The sequence below is a fragment of the Staphylococcus sp. FSL K6-3157 genome, from assembly GCF_038005145.1.
Lineage (GTDB): Bacteria > Bacillota > Bacilli > Staphylococcales > Staphylococcaceae > Staphylococcus > Staphylococcus equorum.
In genome coordinates this window covers 1,536,603-1,555,121 of sequence record NZ_JBBOSM010000001.1, presented here as the reverse complement: position 1 = coordinate 1,555,121, position 18,519 = coordinate 1,536,603, and the positions used below count along the sequence as shown (strand labels likewise).

The window sequence follows — 18,519 nt, the reverse complement described above, 5'->3', positions numbered from 1 at the left end:
ATAAGATGATAAAGATGGAACAAATATATAAATCATTTGGGCAAAATGACGTATTAAGAGGCGTGGATTTTGAAATCCGTGATGGTGAGATACATGCCTTAATGGGAGAAAATGGTGCTGGAAAGAGTACGTTGATGAAAATACTCACTGGTGTATATAAGTCGGATAGTGGGTCTGTTGAAGAAAACGGTGAAGCGATTCAATTTAAAAATACCAAAGACGCGGAACTTAATGGTGTGTCGTTCATACAACAAGAGTTAAATATATGGCCTAATTTAACGGTATTAGAAAATTTATTTCTCGGTAAAGAGAAAACAAAGTTCTTAGGTATTGTTGATAATAAAGCGATGAAAAAACAGGCAAATGCCATTTTCAAAAAGTTAAATATTAATATCGACTTAAATAAAGAAGCGGGTGCTTTATCTGTAGGTATGCAACAGATGTTAGAAATTAGTAAAGCTTTAATGCAAGATTCAAAAGTCATTATTATGGATGAGCCTACTGCAGCATTAACAAATAACGAGATTGATATTTTATTTAAACAAATTCGAAAACTAAAAAGTGAAGGCGTGTCATTTGTCTATATATCTCATAGAATGGAAGAAATTTTCAGTATTTCAGATCGTATTACAGTAATGCGAGACGGACGTTCTATTTTAACTTCTGTAACTGCAGATACAACAAATGCGAAGATTGTTAAGGCAATGATTGGTAGAGACTTAGATAATCAATACCCAGATAGACATTACACACAAGATGAGGAAGTTGTTCTTTCTGTTAAAAACCTCAGTTCAACTGAACATAAATTGAATGATATTCACTTTAATCTACATAAAGGTGAAATTTTAGGTTTTAGTGGATTGATGGGTGCAGGGCGTTCTGAAATTATGCGTGTATTGTTCGGTTTAGATAAAGGGCATATGCAAGTAACGCTCAATGATAAACAATTACAGATAAATAATCCTAATCAATCTATCAAACAAGGCTTAGCATTTATCACAGAGAACAGAAAAGAAGAAGGTTTGGTGCTGCAAGATTCAATATTAGAAAATATCTCATTACCAGCGTTGAAAAGTTTTTCGAAATCCGGCTTTTTAACACGAAGTTCTATGGAGCAATATGCAGAACAAACGATTCAACGCTTGAATATTAAAGGTAAGAAAAATGATGCTTGTGTGGATTTATCAGGTGGTAACCAGCAAAAAGTTGTGATTGCCAAATGGATAGCGACTGCGCCACATGTTCTCATATTAGACGAGCCTACGCGTGGTATTGATGTAGGTGCGAAAAGAGAGATTTATCAATTGATGAATGAATTGACCGAACGAGGCATGTCTATCATTATGATTTCATCAGAATTACCTGAAATCATAGGTATGAGTGATAGAGTGGCCGTTGTGCATGAAGGAAATATTGCAGGCGTGTTAGAGAAAGCATCATTAACAGAAGAACGTATTATGACATTAGCTACTGGAGGGGAAGTACATGACACAGTCTAAATTATCAATTTCATATTTAGAAAAAATAATTCCATTTATTGGGTTAATCTTATTAGTTATTATCATTAGTGCATTAAACAGTGCATTTTTAGAACCATCCAACTTATTTAATTTACTGAGACAAGTATCGATTAATGGACTCATTGCATTTGGTATGACATTTGTTATTTTAACGGGCGGTATTGATTTGTCGGTCGGTTCTACATTGGCGTTATCAAGTGCAATGGTAGCAATTTTAATGGTATCAGGTGTAGATTCAATAATTGCCCTATTACTTGGATGTATCTTTGGTGCAGTTCTAGGGGCAGTTAATGGTTTGTTAATTACTTTAGGCAAGATGGCACCATTTATCGCAACGTTGGCTACTATGACCGTCTTTAGGGGCTTAACACTCGTAATTACGGATGGTAACCCGATTACAAACTTAAATGGGAGCTATGCATTCCAATTATTTGGTCGTGGTTACTTTTTAGGCATACCTGTTCCGGCAGTCACAATGTTTGTTACGTTTATCATTTTATATATTTTACTACATAAAACAGTATTTGGCAGACAAACTTATGCTATGGGAGGTAATGAGAAGGCAGCATTTATTTCTGGTATTAAAGTAAATAAATTAAAAATCATGATTTATAGTTTAGCTGGCTTAATGTCGGCAATGGCAGGTGCAATATTAACATCACGTTTAAACTCTGCTCAACCAACAGCAGGGATGTCATATGAGCTAGATGCGATTGCAGCCGTTGTACTGGGTGGTACATCACTTACGGGTGGTAAGGGACGCATACTCGGTACATTAATCGGTGTACTTATTATCGGTGTGTTAAACAATGGTTTGAACTTATTAGGAGTTTCATCATTCTATCAACAGGTTGTTAAAGGTGTAGTGATTATCATAGCTGTATTAATTGATAGAAAAAATAAATAGTGTGGGAGGTTAACAAGATGAAAAAAATATTAATCAGTGCAATTGCTATTCTATTATTTTTAACAGGATGTTCACTTGAGTCTCCTTTGGAAAATAATGATAGTGGTAAGTCAGATAAGAAAAAATCTGATATTGTCATCGGTGTAAGTATCTCCACGTTAAACAACCCATTCTTTGTGAAAATTAAAGATGGTATTGAAGACGAGGCAAAAAAACAAGGTGTTAAAGTGAAGTTTGCAGATGCGCAAGATGATGCAGCAAAACAAGCAAACGATATTGATGATTTAATACAACAAAATGTAGATTATCTTATTGTGAATCCTACAGACTCAGATGCAATTTCTGGTAGTATACAAATAGCGAATGATCAGAATATACCAGTAGTAACCTTAGATAGAGAAGTTGCTAAAGGGGGAGTCGCTTCATTTATTGCGTCAGATAACGTCAAAGGTGGGGAAATGGCTGCAAACCTCATCGTTGATAAATTTGGAAAAGGTACTAAAGTTGCAGAGTTAGAAGGTATACCTGGGGCAAGTGCTACAAGAGAACGTGGTAAAGGGTTCCATAACGTAGCAGATGACTCACTTGATGTGGTATCCAAACAAAGTGCGAAATTTAATAGAACAGAAGGATTGAACGTAACTCAAAATATTATTCAAGCACATCCAGATATTAAAGCCATCTTTGCACAAAATGATGAAATGGCATTAGGCGCAATAGAAGCGGTTGGCAGCAAAGATATTAAAGTTATTGGTTTCGATGGTAATGAAGATGCAATTAAATCAGTAGACAAAGGTAAGTTATATGCTACGGTCGCGCAACAACCTGATTTGATGGGTGAAGAAAGTTTGAAAACAGTAATAGATTTACACAATGGTAAGGAAGTAGAGAAGAAGAATAAGATTCCATTAGAAATGAAAAAACAAGAGTAGTAGCTAAAAATAGCTTGAAACGCTATAGCAGATTAATAAGTGAGTACAATCATATAGTATAAGAAAGCCGGATGCATAGAAGATATGCTCCGGCTTTTATACTTGATTTGTTATTGCTTATAATTTTGACGTTCATTTTGTTCTTCGGCATAGCGTTCTGGATTTTTTTTATAAAATTCTTGATGTTCTGCTTCAGCTTTATAAAACTTAGAAGCGGGCAAGATTTGAGTTGCAATTGCTTTGTCTCTATTAATCGTGTGTTTTAATTTTTCGATATACGTTTCAGCTACTTCCTTTTGATTGTCATTAGAATAAAAAATAGCTGTCTTATACTGTGAACCTCTATCTTGGAATTGTCCACCGTCATCAGTTGGATCTATTACAGAAAAGAAAATTTCTAATAATTTATTATATGAAAACAATGCGACATCATATTCGATTTCGACGGTTTCATAATGCCCAGTGTTGCCAGTCTTGACTTGTTCATATGACGGGTTATCAACTGTACCTCCCATATAACCAGAGGTTACTTGTTCAATACCTTCATACGTGTCAAAAGGCTTGACCATACACCAAAAGCAACCTCCGGCGAAGTATGCTTTGTTTATATTCATGCTTAACATCCTTTCTGTATTAGACCTTAGTACCATATATTAAGATATTACTTGATTTTTATACTCTTTTTATATAACTTTAATATATGTTAATTATAGTACATAGAAGTGGAATTTTGAAGATATAAGGTTGATACTAATGAATAAGGACAAAAAAAGAAGTACATCAGATGCGAACGAAGAAACAACACAAGCCCCTTTACGAAGGGTGAAAAAGAAGCGGATTAGAAAGCTTCCCTTCATTATTTTAATTATCATTATCCTATTGGCGATAGTGATTGGTTATGCAATCCATGGTTATAATTCAGGTATTGATTATGCTAAAGACCATGGTAAGACACTGAAAGAGCATAAATTTAATGGTGCTCAAAAAAATGACGGTAAGATTACAGTCATGGTGTTAGGTGCAGATAAGGAGCAAGGCGGTATCTCCAGAACAGACTCTATCATGATTGCTCAATATGATTTTGTGCATAAAAAGCTGAAAATGATGTCTGTCATGCGTGATATCTATGCGGATATTCCTGGAAATGGGCAACATAAGATTAACTCTGCATATTCTATAGGTGGTCCAGAATTAATGAGAAAAACGCTGAAGAAAAACTTAGGCGTAGATCCTGAGTATTACGCTATTTTAGACTTTACTGGTTTTGAAAAAATGATTGATGAACTAGAACCTAACGGTGTACCTATAGATGTTGAAAAAGATATGTCAAAAAATATAGGCGTATCACTGAAAGAAGGTCACCATCGATTAAATGGTAAAGAACTTTTAGGTTATGCTAGATTTAGACATGATGCTGAAGGGGACTTTGGTCGTGTCCGTAGACAACAACAAGTGATGCAAGCACTTAAAGGAGAACTTGCAAGTATCGATACACTTCCTAAATTGCCACGTGTTGCTGGTATTTTAAGAGGTTACTTGAATACGAACATGCCAGACTCTGCAATTATGCAAGCAGGTTTAAACTTTGGTATTCGAGGCGATAAAAATGTTGATTCTCTAACGTTACCTGTCGAAGGAAGTTACCAAGATATTCAAACATTTGGTGATGGTAGTGCATTAGAAATCGATAAAGCGAAAAATAAAGAAGAAGTTCAGAAGTTTTTAAACGAATAATATAAAGAAGTTACCATATGTGGTAATGACAAAAAGGTAGACAGTCATTTTTATGATTGTCTACTTTTTTTGTCATTAAAATTTTTGTTTGGGTTGTCTATAAGTGTAAATTTAGCACAGATAATTTATTGGTCGGATTTTCTAACGCCAGCAACACCATAGTGTGATGCTTTCATTTCTTCAATAACAACTTGTATTGCTTCTTTGTTAGCGCCTGTAGTTTTTTCTACAGCTTGTGTTACCTCAGAGACTAAATCTTTAAGTTGATCATCTGAACGACCTTCTAACAATTTTACATTAACGATTGGCATATGTATTTCCTCCTATAACAGTTTGAACTTATTATATCATGAAAATTCTCAAAATTCTAAAAATAATTAAAATAGAACAAGTGTTCTTATTAGTATTGAACAAGAACACTTGTTCGTATATAATAGAATTAATTGAGGGAGGTATTTGATATGTATGATTATAATCTAGTGGAAGAAAGAGATGTATTGTGTATAGACCAAAAGAGTTTTTTTGCAAGTGTATCTTGTATTCAAAAAGGATTAGATCCATTGAAGGAGAAATTAGCCGTTGTTGCCGATACGAAGAGACAAGGATCAGTTGTTTTAGCTGCTACAGGACCTTTAAAAGCACTAGGTATTAAAACTGGGTCAAGACTGTTCGAAATACCACATAGAAGTGACATATATATTATTAATCCGAGTATGAGAAAATATTTGGAAGTGTCCGTAGCAATATCAAAAATTGCATTACGTTATGTAGCGCCAGAAGATCTACATCAATATAGTATTGATGAGTTTTTTATGGATGTTACGGATAGCTATCACCGTTTTAGTACTACGATTCATTCTTTTTGTGAAAAACTGCAATGTGAGATCGAAGAAGAAACAGGAATTAACTGTTCTATTGGTGTTGGCTCAAATATGCTTTTAAGTAAAATCGCAATGGACGTAGAAGCGAAACATTCTTCTAGTTTAATTGCAGAGTGGCGTTACCAAGATGTCCCGAATAAACTTTGGCCTATTCAGCCGTTAAGTGAATTTTGGGGAATTAGTAGGAAAACAGAAGCAAAATTGAATAAACGAGGTATTTTTACTATAGGTGATTTAGCCAATTATCCTTATCAATATTTAAAGAGAGATTTAGGGATTGTAGGCGTTGATTTACATTTACATGCGAATGGCATAGACCAAAGTAGAGTAAGAGATAAATATGAAGTAATGAATCCGTCGATTTGTAAGAGTCAAATACTGATGCGCGATTATCATTATGAAGAAGCTAAGGTTGTCATGCGTGAGCTGATCGAAGATGTTGCTAGTCGTGTTAGGGCAAGAAATCAATTAGCAAAAACAATTCACTTTTCATTTGGTTATAGTGATGAAGGTAGCGTTAATAAACAATACACCTTACCGGATCCGACGAATTTGGAAGAGCAAATTTATAAAGTCGTTGAACATTTCGCAGATAAATTATGTGATCATACTATGTTATTTAGAACTGTAAGTGTTTCATTAACGAAATTTATAGATGAAAAAGATAGACAGTTAAACTTGTTTATAGATGAATATGAAAGAAAAAGAAATGAAAAATTAGCAAAAACCATTGATGCCTTACATCAGAAATTTGGTCGAGGCATCGTATCTAAAGCTGTATCTTATACTGATGCGGGTACAAAACACGGCCGTCTAGGACTCATGGCAGGTCATAAGATGTAAAAAAATGCTTAGCATATTAGATAATGAAGTGTTTAAACCTGTTGATAAAATTATTCGACGTAAAGCATTGATTTGTACGCGATCTTCTCAATCACAGCATCAGCCTATAGTCTTCGGCTCGTGATTTTTTCGCAAGATTCAGCTCAAATCACTATCATTATTAAATAATAGTTAGGAATTAATAATGTTAAATATAAAAATAAGCCAAACGTCTTTATTAGCGTTTGGCTTATTAATTAAATCAGGCTATATAAGTATCAAAATCGCTCAGTGCTTCAGCACCTTTCTTGCGATCTTCTGGGTTTTTAAAACTAATACGTAATGCACCATAAATATCTTCACGCACTTCTAAAATTCTTAGGTTGCTTATAGAAATATTATGTAAACTCAAGATATTTGTAACTTTGCTTATCATACCCGATTTATCCGGAATATCCACATATAGATCATACTCAATAGATAGCGCGCCTTGTGATTTAAGGGGAAGTTCATCACGATATATTTTAGCATCGTTATAAAAATCATATAAGTCATCAGAGCTATCACGCTCAATGAGAGCAATAACATCTTCCATTTGTGTTTTCCATTCGTTTAAAATAGTTAAGATTGTGTTTTTATTTTCAATCGTAATGTCTCGCCACATAACAGGGCTACCACTCGCAATTCTTGTGATATCCCTAAAGCCACCAGCTGCAAGTGTTTTTACAAGGCTAGATTCATCAGCATGTTTGGCATTTAAATGTACCAAGCTCGAAGCAATAATGTGGGGGACATGACTTACGACACCTGTCACGAAATCATGCTCTTTTGGAGTTATAGAAATAAACTTCGCATCTGTAGTTTTTAATAAACTTTGGATTTCTTCAAAAGCCATATCATTAGCTGATTCATCATGAACGAGTATATAAAATGCATTTTCAAATAAATGTTTTTTAGCATTTAACACACCTGACTTATGACTACCCACCATAGGGTGTCCACCAATCAGATGGATATCGTGAGATAAAAGAAGTTGTTCATATTGTTGGATGGTTGACTTTGTACTGCCAGTATCTGTAATAATCACATTCTTTTTCATATGATAGTTTGGTAATTCTTGTAAGTATTTTATCGTTTGTTGTACCGGTGTTGCGTAAATGATGATATCTGCACTTTCAACGCTCGATTTATAATCTGTCGATTGAAAATCAATAATACCTATAGATAAAGCTTTATCTAATTGAGAGGTATCTGCATCATAAGCTGTGATTTCTATATCATCATGATAATATCTTAAATTACTCGCTAGACTTCCGCCAATAAGACCTAAGCCAACGAAAAGTATTTGTTTCATTGTGCGAATCACCTCTATCAAAATTTTCAGAATAGTAACATTGTAAAGCAGCAAATGTTATTTCGCAATATGCATAAACTCTGAAAATGAAGATATAACTTACTAAGCAAGTTATAATTTAATGAATTGATATAGACTTTGTATGATGAAAAGGTATGAGATAATTCAATAAAGATTTATATATGAAAGAATAAAAACAAAATAAAAAGCATTTAAATTATATAGGAGTGGTGAAATTGAATATACAAAATATTTTGATTGCTGGTCAATATGAATCTGCTTTTCAGCAATATTTGATGCATTTAGAAAAGTATCATTTGCGTTTTCAATCGATTGATATGATTTCAGAAGGTGATATGGAGTGGGCAGATGCTTATGTAGGTTTTGCGCCTAGTAAAGCATTTCATCCTTCTAAGGTAAATTGGGTCCATGCATTTAATGCAGGCGTAAATAATTTTTTAGCAATAGATGGTTGGAAGACATCAAATACGGTATTAACTAGAACTGTGAGTGACTTTGGAGAAAAAATGAGTGAATATTGTTTGAGTTATATATTAAAAGATTTGCAACATCACAAATTATTCCAATACCAACAAAAAGATAAGCTCTGGTCATGCGAAACACCCGCTGCCTTGAAAGATCAAACGATAACGATATTCGGCACTGGTGAAACTGGAAAAGTAATAGCAAAAGTTTTATCGTCATTTGGCACAACTGTATACGGTGTTTCAAGTAGTGGCGAAAATAAAAGGTACTTTAAACAAGTAAATACGTTAGAAACATCCAAACCATTGATTGAACAATCGGATTATATTATTAGTACCTTACCGTTAACACAACAAACTGAAAAAATATTTAATGAACAAATATTTAGATATTTAAATAATGCTTATTTTATAAATGTTGGTAGAGGGCAGGGTGTTGATACAAACCAACTTATAAATGCACTAGATTCTGGAAAAGTCAGACATGCAGTATTAGATGTCTTTGAGTCAGAACCATTACCCAAATCATCAGAGTTATGGCACAGGGAAGATGTTACGATAACGCCACATATTTCAGCTTTAACAGATTTAGATGATGCTATTTCATGCTTCTGTAACACATTAGAGCATATAGAAAGAGATGAAACATTATCCAATCAAGTAGACTTCAATAGAGGTTATTAAATTGTAATAAAAATATAAGTTATTTGTGTTTTTAATCTACAAAGTATGATTTTTTAATGGATCTTGATCGCAATAACGTTTCATATTAAAAGCAAAGGGGTCTTTTATGAATCAAGACTCATTTTTTTAATATTCTTATAAAGATGATCTTTAACCAAGCTATATACAAGATAAATTATTACCCAAGTTAGGATAGCAAAGTAAGCAAATATAATTATAATATTTTCATCACTGTTTCCATTAAACCAATTTATCAAAGTTACTATGCTTCTTATAAACAAAGCCCACATAATTATATTTAAAATTAATTTTTTCAATATAATTCAGCCACCTTATTATGAGATGTAATTTGTTACAATATTTTATAATAAATTACATATGCTGTAAATCAATTTTAATTTTTTTATACTATTTGTATAAAAGTATAAAGTTTTTGCGTTTAGCATTACTGTCATCAAATAGGAATTTCTATTCAGAATCTTACCAATTTTAGAAAATAACAGTTAAACTAAAGATATACATATAAGGAGGGGATAGTATGACAGAATCCATTTTTACGACAATTCAAGCATTAACGAATATTAATAGTCCTTCAGGGCATGCAGAAAAGGCAGTTAAATACGTTAAAGATGAAGTTGAAAAGTTAGGTTATACGACTCATATTACTAACAAAGGCGCGTTGATTATTACTGTAGAAGGCGAGAATGATCAAGACCATAAATGTATTACAGCCCATGTGGATACATTAGGTGCGATGGTAAAAGAAATTAAGGAAGACGGTCGCTTAGCATTAGATTTAATTGGTGGCTTTAGTTATAACGCAATAGAAGGGGAATATTGCGAAATTGAAACTTCTGCAGGACAAACTTACACAGGGACAATATGTCTACATGAAACAAGCGTACATGTATATCGTAATAATGATAATGAGCCTAGAAACATAGACCATATGGAAGTAAGACTAGATGAAAAGGTGAATACAAAAGCAGATACAGAACAATTAGGTATCGATGTAGGAGATTTTATAAGTTTTGATCCTAGAACACAAATCACATCTTCGGGTTTTATAAAATCACGTCATTTAGATGACAAAGCAAGTGTTGCCATGATTATAGAGTTTTTAAAAGCAGTTAAAAAAGAAAATCTCAAATTACCGCATACGATTCAATTTTACATTTCTAATAATGAAGAAATAGGCTATGGTGCCAATGCTTCAATCTCATCAAATATTGTTGAATTTATTGCATTTGATATGGGTGCTTTAGGGGACGGTCAAGCTTCAGATGAATATACTGTTTCTATCTGCGCTAAAGATGCATCAGGCCCATATCATAAGGCATTACGTGAGCAACTCGTAAATCTATGTAAAACAAATAAAATCCCATACAAAGTTGATATTTATCCATATTATAGTTCTGACGCTTCAGCAGCATTAAAAGCAGGTGCAGATATAAAACATGGCTTATTCGGTGCAGGTATCGAATCATCACATGCACTAGAACGTACGCATATTGATTCATTAAAAGCGACACAAGCATTGTTACATGCTTATTGTTTAGCACCGATTCAATCATAAATATATTGAACCCTAGATTATCTATTTAATTTTGCAATGACCTATATACGATGTTATAATATAAATAACAAAGATATCTGCAGTTTATGCACCAAGCCCCTCGCTACCACTAATAGCGAGGGGCTTTTAGTGCGGTTATGCCGCCTTATTAATTATCGTTTCGCTTACGTAACCAATGTGTAAACAGCGCAACGATACAACCACTTAAAACAGTGGTTATGATATGAACAAAGATATCTGACATTTCAGCACCTCCTCTCTACGTCATATTGACGCCTGAGAGATAGACGACACTAATATTATATAATTTATAATATTGAAAAAATATTCTATTTTTGTTGATTAAGTATCGGATTTATAGATAATAAACCATTGATTTTCACATAAAATATCATAAAATAGTAATGGAAATTCAGCGGATTCCATGTACAAAGATGATAAGCTATGCTAAAAATAAGCTTGAATGTAACTTTTGTTTTTATGAAAAGGAGATACAGAATGAAAAAAACAGTAATCTTAAACCTTTTGTTTTTAATATTATTCATCATTTTTGCTTTAGCATTTTTCACTAACTTTTTTGGTAGTGGGGCGATATATGTCATTATTATTATGCCTATTTTAATGCTAGTCATTGGGGGTTATGTATTCAAAACCAACTTCAAAAAGTATAACCAAAATGATTTCAACAATAATCATCGCTTAAAGTAAAATAATAATTAATATAAATTCAAATGTTGACAAATTAAAAATATCCTTGTAGCATACTAGGTAATTACTTTTCGCAACTTAGGTTGCCATTTGAAAGATAACGTAGCATATATGACATGTAGCAAGCAGAAAGCTAATGGTTGATGGAAATTAGCACTACATATAATGTGAATTGGGCTTTTAGATGTAATTAAAAATTATAATATTTAAAGTGAACAAATAATTTGTTAACTAAGGTGGCACCACGGTAACGCGTCCTTACAGATATGCGTTAGTGTGGTGTTTTTTATATACAAAAAAATAAGAAAGCAAAATGAAGTAAGTAATGTAAAGGTAGCAAGCAGAAAGTTAGTGGTTGATGGAAACTAACACCTACATATACTGAAATTGGGTTTTGTTGGATAATAAATGAATAAATCAATGAGAGAGTAGATCAAAGCAAGTATATATCTACTAATTTAGGTGGTACCGCGCGTCAGCGTCCTTAACAATGTTTAAGGATGCTGATTTTTTTATGAGGAGGAAAATAAAATGAAAGTGCAATATCAAAGATTAAATGCAGAAGTAACACCAGAAGCGTTAGCAAGATTGAGAGAAAATAAAATCGTATTAGAGAGTTCAGAACAATCGAAACTAAAAGGGCGTTATTCTATAGTGATTTTCGATACTTACGGTTCAATCACGTTAGATAATGAAACAATGACTGTATGTACACCAGAAGAAAACAGAGTAGAATATGAGCAACCTTATAAAAAAATGAAAGATTTAATTGATCGATATAAAGCAGAAATTGAAGACGAAGCATTAGCGTTATTACCTTTTATTTCTGGATTTGTAGGGTCATGTAGTTTTGATTTAGTAAGACATGAATTCCCAGTACTAAAACAAATCAATCTTGAAGATCATCCACAACATGATGCTAAGTTTCATATGGTTGAAGATGCATATATATTTGACCATTACAAAGAGCATTTATACGTTATTGCAACAAACTTATTTTCAAAAGAAAATGACGAGCAATTAAAAGCACGCGTGGCAAAACGTGTAGAAGAATTAAAACAAATTACGATTTATCCCTCTGAGCTTGAACATATAGCTACAGAAAAAGAGATCAAATCAAATATTGCACCTGAACAATTTATTAATACAATTAGTAAAATGAAGTCACTTATTCAACAAGGTGATATGTTCCAAGTTGTACCATCTATCGTTTATAGTTACGAACATCATTTTGGTCAACAATTACAAGCCATGTCTTATCAGCTTTATCAAAATTTAAAGCGTCAAAATCCAAGTCCATATATGTATTACTTGAATATGGATCAGCCGATTGTCGTTGGTAGTTCACCGGAAAGCTTTGTAAAAGTAAAAGGACAAACCGTAGTGACTAATCCAATTGCTGGAACGATAAAACGAGGTGCAACTGAAGCAGAGGACCAAGCAAACGAAGCAAGTTTAAAAAACGATGAAAAAGAATTAAGCGAACACAGTATGCTTGTTGATTTGGGTAGAAATGATATCCATCGTGTAAGTGAAACAGGGACTTCGATAATCGGTAAATTAATGACAATTGAACGTTACGAACATGTGATGCATATCGTCAGTGAAGTTACTGGAAAGCTTAAAGACAATTATTCACCAATGACAGTGATTGCGAGTTTATTACCTACAGGTACTGTATCAGGCGCACCTAAGCTAAGAGCGATTCAACGTATCTATGAAGTACAACCACAAAAACGTGGCGTATACAGTGGCGGTATTGGTTATATCAATTGTAACCACGACTTAGATTTCGCATTAGCGATTCGTACAATGATGATTGATGACACGCACATTAATGTGGAAGCAGGTTGTGGTGTTGTGTATGATTCAATACCAGAAAAAGAACTCGAAGAAACAAAATTAAAAGCTAAAAGCTTATTGGAGGTGTCACCATGATACTTATAGTTGATAATTATGATTCATTTACTTATAACTTAGTAGATATGATTGCACAGAAAGAAGAAGTGATAGTTAAATATCCAGATGACCCATCTATCTATAATATGGACATCGACGGAGTAATCATTTCACCAGGTCCTGGCCATCCATTAGATACAGACGATTTAATGCAAATCATTGATCATTATAAAAATAAACCGATTTTAGGCGTTTGCTTAGGGTCGCAAGCTTTGACTTGTTATCATGGTGGCGATGTTATCCAATGTGATTATATAAAACATGGTAAAAAAGACCAAATGCGTATCACAAAAGAAACATTGTTATACACTGATATTCCAGAATATTCAGAAATTATGCGGTATCATTCATTGATGAGTAATCCTCAAACGCTACCTGAAACATTAACAATAACGGCACAAACAGAAGATTGCATACAGTCATTTGAACACACACAATTGTTACATTATGGGATTCAATATCACCCCGAGTCATTTGCTACGGCACATGGTAAACAAATCATTAATAACTTTTTAAACATAATGAAGGAGGTAACAGAAGATGGAGCTACAAACACAGTTAAAACAATATAAACCACTCAACCAAACACAAATGAATGAATTTATAGAGTTACTTATTTCTAAAAATCTAGAAGACAGCGTAAAAATCGAGTTACTCGAAACGTTTTCTGAAAAAGAAACTACACAAGAGGAGTTAACTTATATATCAAATAGTTTAATCCATTCTATGTATCGTGAACAACCGTACTATCCTAATGCTATGTGTGTTTGTGGCACAGGTGGAGATAAATCAAATAGTTTTAATATCTCAACAACTGTATCTTTTGTTATCGCTAGTGCAAGTGTACCCGTCATTAAGCATGGTAATAAGAGTGTCACTTCATCATCTGGAAGCACGGATTTGTTAAATGCAATGGCTATTAAGTCAAGCACTGTTGAAGATACACCAAAACAATTAGACGACAATGGATTGGTCTTTTTAAATGCTACTGAAACATATCCGATAATGAAAAATATTCAACCTATCAGAAAAGGTATCAGCAATCCAACAATATTTAATATTACTGGTCCAATCATTAATCCTTTTAAATTAGATTATCAAGTCATGGGTGTTTACGAAACATCAAAATTAGAAAAAATTGCACAAACCTTAGCAGATTTAGGACGTAAAAAAGCAATCGTTGTATACGGTGCAAATGGTATGGATGAAGCTACATTATCTGGCGACAATATTATTTATGAAGTAACAGCAAATGAAGAAATTAAACAATATACGCTGAATGCAACAGATGTAGGTTTAGATTATGCTCCAAACGAAGCACTTGTTGGAGGTACACCACAAGACAACTTAGAAATCACGAAGCATATATTAAATGGCACAGATCATAGTGCTAAGAGAGATGTTGTTATCTTGAACGCAGGCATCGCACTCTATGTAGCAGAAAAAGCTGAAACAATAGAGGCTGGTGTGAAAGCAGCACAAGCATTAATAGAAAGTGGTAAAGCTTTAGCGCAATATAATAAAATGGGAGGCAAAACGTATGACTATATTGGATGAGATTGTAACATATAAAAGAGGTTTACTAGAGCAAGGCTATTATGAAGATAAGTTATCAACACTAGAAGCAGTGGATATTTCACATAAAAAAACATTCCAATCACAATTAGACGATTCAAATCAACTTGGGGTGATTGCTGAAATTAAATCTAAAAGTCCAACACTTGATGGATTACCAGCAAGAGACTTAGCGCAACAAGTGAAAGATTATGAAGCGCATGGCGCGAATGCAGTTTCTATATTAACTGATGAACACTATTTTGGTGGTAGCTATGAACGTTTACAAGCATTGACAACAGAAACATCATTACCAGTATTGTGTAAAGATTTTGTAGTAGATCCTATTCAAATTGATGTTGCTAAAAAAGCAGGCGCTTCGATAATATTACTTATCGTTAACGTTTTGACTGACCCAGAATTAAGAGAACTATATCAATATGCTACATCGCAAAATTTAGAAGTGCTCGTAGAAGTTCATGATAAAGAAGAATTGGCACGTGCATATAAATTAGATCCGAAAATTATCGGCGTGAATAATAGAGATTTAAAGCGTTTCATTACTGATGTCTTGCATACAAATGAGATTTTAGAAGATAAAAAACCAGGTTATTACTATATTTCAGAAAGTGGTATCAAAGATGAGCAAGATGTTCAAAATATCGTTGATTCGGGTATAGATGGTTTATTAATTGGTGAATCATTAATGAAATGTGATGACTTAAGTCAATTCTTACCAGGTCTAAAATTAGACAAGGTACAACGATGAAGTTAAAGTTTTGTGGCTTCCGTACATTAGCCGATGTAAACAAAGCAAAAGACTTAAATATTGACGCGATGGGGTTTATTCATTTTCCAAAGAGTAAAAGGTATGTGGATATTCCAACCATTAAACAATTGACTGAAGTTATACCTGACGATAAAGAAAAAGTAGTCATCGTTGTTAATCCAGATTATGACATGATTACCAATTTGATAACGCAAACGCAGATTTCAACAATTCAACTCCATGGAAATGAACCGTTAGAAACTGTACATTTTATTAAGAAAAGTAATCCGAACATTAAAGTAATCAAAGCCTTACCCGCAACAGACCAACAAACATTAACGACAGCTATTGATTATTATAAAGATAATGTAGATATGTTTATTATTGATACACCATCGAAGTCTTATGGTGGTACAGGTAAAGTATATGATTGGGAAATGTTAAAAACAATCAACGATGTTAACTATTTAATCGCAGGCGGTATGAACTACGACAATATACAAGCTGTAGCATCTTTAGATTTAGCACATCAAGGCTATGATATCGCTAGTGGCATAGAAACAAATAATGAAAAAGATACGGAAAAAATGGCAGCAATTATTAAACTCGTAAAAGGAGCAAATGAATTATGAATAAAAACATACAAACAGAAGCAGATGAATTTGGTTTCTTCGGTGCTTATGGTGGTCAATACGTACCAGAAACGTTAATGCCAGCAATTCAAGAATTGAAACAAGCTTATCAAGAAGCCAAAGCAGACCCTAAATTTCAAGAAGAATTAGATGGTTACCTTAAAGACTATGTTGGTCGTGAAACACCATTGACATATGCTGATTCATATACAGAAGCCCTTGGTGGCGCCAAAATTTATTTAAAACGTGAAGATTTAAATCACACTGGTGCACATAAAATAAACAATGCATTAGGCCAAGCACTATTAGCCAAAAGAATGGGTAAAAATAAACTTGTTGCTGAAACAGGCGCGGGTCAACATGGTGTTGCGAGTGCGACGGTTGCTGCATTATTTGATATGGAACTGGTAGTATTTATGGGTGAAGAAGATATTAAAAGACAATCGTTAAACGTATTTAGAATGGAATTATTAGGTGCGAAAGTTGAATCTGTAACTGAAGGTCAAGGGACGTTGTCAGACGCTGTTAATAAAGCATTACAATACTGGGTAAGTCATGTAGATGATACGCATTATTTATTAGGTTCAGCTTTAGGACCAGATCCATTTCCAACTATTGTAAGAGATTTACAAAAAATCATTGGTACAGAAATTAAAGCGCAAATTCAAGAAAAAGAAGGGCGTTTACCAGATGCAGTTGTAGCTTGTGTTGGTGGTGGGTCTAATGCCATTGGTACATTCTACCCATTCGTTCAAGATGACGTGAAATTATATGGCGTAGAAGCTGCAGGTGAAGGTTATGATACGGATAGACATGCACTAGCGATTAACAAAGGTAAAGAAGGCGTATTACACGGTACTAAAATGTATCTCATTCAAGATGAAAATGGTCAAATTCAACAAGCACATTCCATATCTGCAGGTTTAGATTATCCTGGTGTTGGACCAGAACATTCGTATTATCACGATATAGGTAGAGTGAAGTTTGCAACTGCAAGTGATAAACAAGCGATGGATGCTTTAGTTAGATTTACAAAAGCTGAAGGTATTATTCCAGCTATAGAAAGTGCACATGCATTAAGCTATGTAGAAACGTTAGCACCAACGATGGGCAAAGATGAAATTCTTGTTGTTACAGTTTCGGGACGTGGCGATAAAGATATGGAAACGATTAGAAATTATATGAAAGAAGGCGGTGATTCTAATGCGTAAACTATTCATTCCATATATTATGGGTAATAAATCTTTTATTGAAAATCTTAAAACTGTCAGTGATGCAGGCGCTGATATTGTTGAAGTAGGTGTGCCATTTTCAGACCCAGTGGCTGATGGACCAGTCATTATGGACGCTGGTAGCAAAGCTATAGAAGAAGGCGTCAATATTCAGTATATTTTAGATCAACTTACTGAACATCGTGACTCAATATCAAGTGAATATGTATTAATGACTTATTATAATATTATAAATTTTTATGGAGAAGATGCATTTTTTAAAGCTTGTGAAAAAGCAGGTGTCTACGGTTTAATCATTCCTGATTTGCCACATGAACTTGTGCAACAATTAAAAGAACGTCATCCTGACAGAAAAGTGAATATTATTTCACTCATTGCTATGACGACATCTGAAGAACGTAGTAATCAAATCGCTCAAGATGCGGAAGGATTTATTTATACAGTAACAATGAATGCGACAACAGGAGAAAATGGTAAGTTCCATCCTGAACTTAAAGATAGAATTAAACATATAAAATCAATTTCCAATGTGCCTGTCGTTGCAGGATTTGGTATTCGTACACCAGAACATGTATCAGATATCATAGAAGCTTCTGATGGTGTGGTTATAGGGAGTGAAATTGTTAAACGATTAGCACGAGATCCAAAAGCAGACACAGTCAGCTATTTTAATTCTATTAGAAGTGCGCTCGATAGAAAAAGTGAATAAAGCATTGTGTGTGTAATACGTTGGAATTATGGGTACGTTATTAAGAGAGAATACATTTTTG

The 18,519-nt window shown here is 33.7% G+C and carries 19 protein-coding genes; 15 read left to right on the top strand and 4 right to left on the bottom strand.

What is annotated here, in order from left to right; all coding sequences use genetic code 11:
- Positions 1-5 precede the first annotated feature (5 nt).
- From MHB47_RS07535 to MHB47_RS07525, 3 genes are read left to right on the top strand one after another with little or no spacing between them, the layout of a single operon-like run.
- On the top strand, positions 6-1,499 hold the full coding sequence (locus MHB47_RS07535; protein WP_340755956.1) for a sugar ABC transporter ATP-binding protein: 1,494 nt from the start codon (positions 6-8) through the stop codon (positions 1,497-1,499).
- On the top strand, positions 1,486-2,427 hold the full coding sequence (locus MHB47_RS07530; RefSeq protein WP_002507678.1) for an ABC transporter permease: 942 nt from the start codon (positions 1,486-1,488) through the stop codon (positions 2,425-2,427). Before MHB47_RS07535 ends, MHB47_RS07530 begins: the two co-directional genes overlap by 14 nt.
- A 17-nt stretch (positions 2,428-2,444) precedes the next feature.
- Positions 2,445-3,359 (top strand): D-ribose ABC transporter substrate-binding protein, encoded by a 915-nt coding sequence (locus tag MHB47_RS07525; RefSeq protein ID WP_340755954.1) that lies wholly within the window; start codon positions 2,445-2,447, stop codon positions 3,357-3,359.
- Positions 3,360-3,469: 110 nt separating this feature from the next.
- Here the strand turns inward: MHB47_RS07525 and msrA are convergent, their stop codons facing one another.
- On the bottom strand, positions 3,470-3,973 hold the full coding sequence (gene msrA / locus MHB47_RS07520; RefSeq protein WP_002512388.1) for a peptide-methionine (S)-S-oxide reductase MsrA: 504 nt from the start codon (positions 3,971-3,973) through the stop codon (positions 3,470-3,472).
- Positions 3,974-4,112: 139 nt separating this feature from the next.
- On the opposite strand from msrA, the gene MHB47_RS07515 reads away from it, so the two are divergent.
- Positions 4,113-5,093 (top strand): LCP family protein, encoded by a 981-nt coding sequence (locus tag MHB47_RS07515; RefSeq protein ID WP_002507675.1) that lies wholly within the window; start codon positions 4,113-4,115, stop codon positions 5,091-5,093.
- Between the two features lie 125 nt (positions 5,094-5,218).
- Here the strand turns inward: MHB47_RS07515 and MHB47_RS07510 are convergent, their stop codons facing one another.
- The gene (locus MHB47_RS07510) at positions 5,219-5,404 is read right to left on the bottom strand and encodes a 2-hydroxymuconate tautomerase (protein WP_002507674.1); all 186 of its coding nucleotides are present in this window, start codon (positions 5,402-5,404) and stop codon (positions 5,219-5,221) included.
- 150 nt (positions 5,405-5,554) lie between these two features.
- On the opposite strand from MHB47_RS07510, the gene MHB47_RS07505 reads away from it, so the two are divergent.
- Complete coding sequence (locus MHB47_RS07505) at positions 5,555-6,817, top strand: Y-family DNA polymerase (protein WP_021338809.1); 1,263 nt, start codon at positions 5,555-5,557, stop codon at positions 6,815-6,817.
- A 241-nt stretch (positions 6,818-7,058) separates the two neighbouring features.
- Here MHB47_RS07505 and MHB47_RS07500 read toward each other — a convergent pair whose 3' ends face one another.
- Complete coding sequence (locus tag MHB47_RS07500; RefSeq protein WP_021338810.1) at positions 7,059-8,150, bottom strand: prephenate dehydrogenase; 1,092 nt, start codon at positions 8,148-8,150, stop codon at positions 7,059-7,061.
- A gap of 236 nt (positions 8,151-8,386) precedes the next feature.
- On the opposite strand from MHB47_RS07500, the gene MHB47_RS07495 reads away from it, so the two are divergent.
- Positions 8,387-9,319: a D-2-hydroxyacid dehydrogenase gene (locus MHB47_RS07495; RefSeq protein ID WP_340755951.1), complete on the top strand. Its 933-nt coding sequence runs from the start codon at positions 8,387-8,389 to the stop codon at positions 9,317-9,319.
- 538 nt (positions 9,320-9,857) lie between these two features.
- Positions 9,858-10,895, top strand: a complete 1,038-nt coding sequence (locus tag MHB47_RS07490) for a M42 family metallopeptidase (RefSeq protein ID WP_340755949.1) — start codon at positions 9,858-9,860, stop codon at positions 10,893-10,895.
- Between the two features lie 148 nt (positions 10,896-11,043).
- Here MHB47_RS07490 and MHB47_RS07485 read toward each other — a convergent pair whose 3' ends face one another.
- On the bottom strand, positions 11,044-11,139 hold the full coding sequence (locus MHB47_RS07485; RefSeq protein ID WP_340755947.1) for a type I toxin-antitoxin system Fst family toxin: 96 nt from the start codon (positions 11,137-11,139) through the stop codon (positions 11,044-11,046).
- A 254-nt stretch (positions 11,140-11,393) separates the two neighbouring features.
- On the opposite strand from MHB47_RS07485, the gene MHB47_RS07480 reads away from it, so the two are divergent.
- The 8 genes from MHB47_RS07480 to trpA all read left to right on the top strand — a co-directional run bounded on the left by MHB47_RS07480 (position 11,394) and on the right by trpA (position 18,458).
- Positions 11,394-11,603 (top strand): hypothetical protein, encoded by a 210-nt coding sequence (locus MHB47_RS07480; RefSeq protein ID WP_002507669.1) that lies wholly within the window; start codon positions 11,394-11,396, stop codon positions 11,601-11,603.
- A 531-nt stretch (positions 11,604-12,134) separates the two neighbouring features.
- On the top strand, positions 12,135-13,541 hold the full coding sequence (locus tag MHB47_RS07475; protein WP_340755945.1) for an anthranilate synthase component I: 1,407 nt from the start codon (positions 12,135-12,137) through the stop codon (positions 13,539-13,541).
- A complete protein-coding gene (locus MHB47_RS07470) occupies positions 13,538-14,134 on the top strand; it encodes an anthranilate synthase component II (RefSeq protein WP_340755943.1) in 597 nt (198 codons plus the stop codon). Before MHB47_RS07475 ends, MHB47_RS07470 begins: the two co-directional genes overlap by 4 nt.
- Complete coding sequence (trpD, locus tag MHB47_RS07465) at positions 14,103-15,119, top strand: anthranilate phosphoribosyltransferase (RefSeq protein ID WP_002507666.1); 1,017 nt, start codon at positions 14,103-14,105, stop codon at positions 15,117-15,119. The genes MHB47_RS07470 and trpD overlap by 32 nt, the downstream gene beginning before the upstream one ends.
- A complete protein-coding gene (trpC, locus tag MHB47_RS07460) occupies positions 15,103-15,885 on the top strand; it encodes an indole-3-glycerol phosphate synthase TrpC (RefSeq protein WP_340755941.1) in 783 nt (260 codons plus the stop codon). Before trpD ends, trpC begins: the two co-directional genes overlap by 17 nt.
- A complete protein-coding gene (locus MHB47_RS07455; protein WP_277595437.1) occupies positions 15,882-16,517 on the top strand; it encodes a phosphoribosylanthranilate isomerase in 636 nt (211 codons plus the stop codon). Before trpC ends, MHB47_RS07455 begins: the two co-directional genes overlap by 4 nt.
- Positions 16,514-17,728 (top strand): tryptophan synthase subunit beta, encoded by a 1,215-nt coding sequence (gene trpB / locus MHB47_RS07450; RefSeq protein WP_107515315.1) that lies wholly within the window; start codon positions 16,514-16,516, stop codon positions 17,726-17,728. The genes MHB47_RS07455 and trpB overlap by 4 nt, the downstream gene beginning before the upstream one ends.
- Complete coding sequence (gene trpA / locus MHB47_RS07445; protein ID WP_340755937.1) at positions 17,721-18,458, top strand: tryptophan synthase subunit alpha; 738 nt, start codon at positions 17,721-17,723, stop codon at positions 18,456-18,458. The genes trpB and trpA overlap by 8 nt, the downstream gene beginning before the upstream one ends.
- Positions 18,459-18,519: the final 61 nt, after the last annotated feature.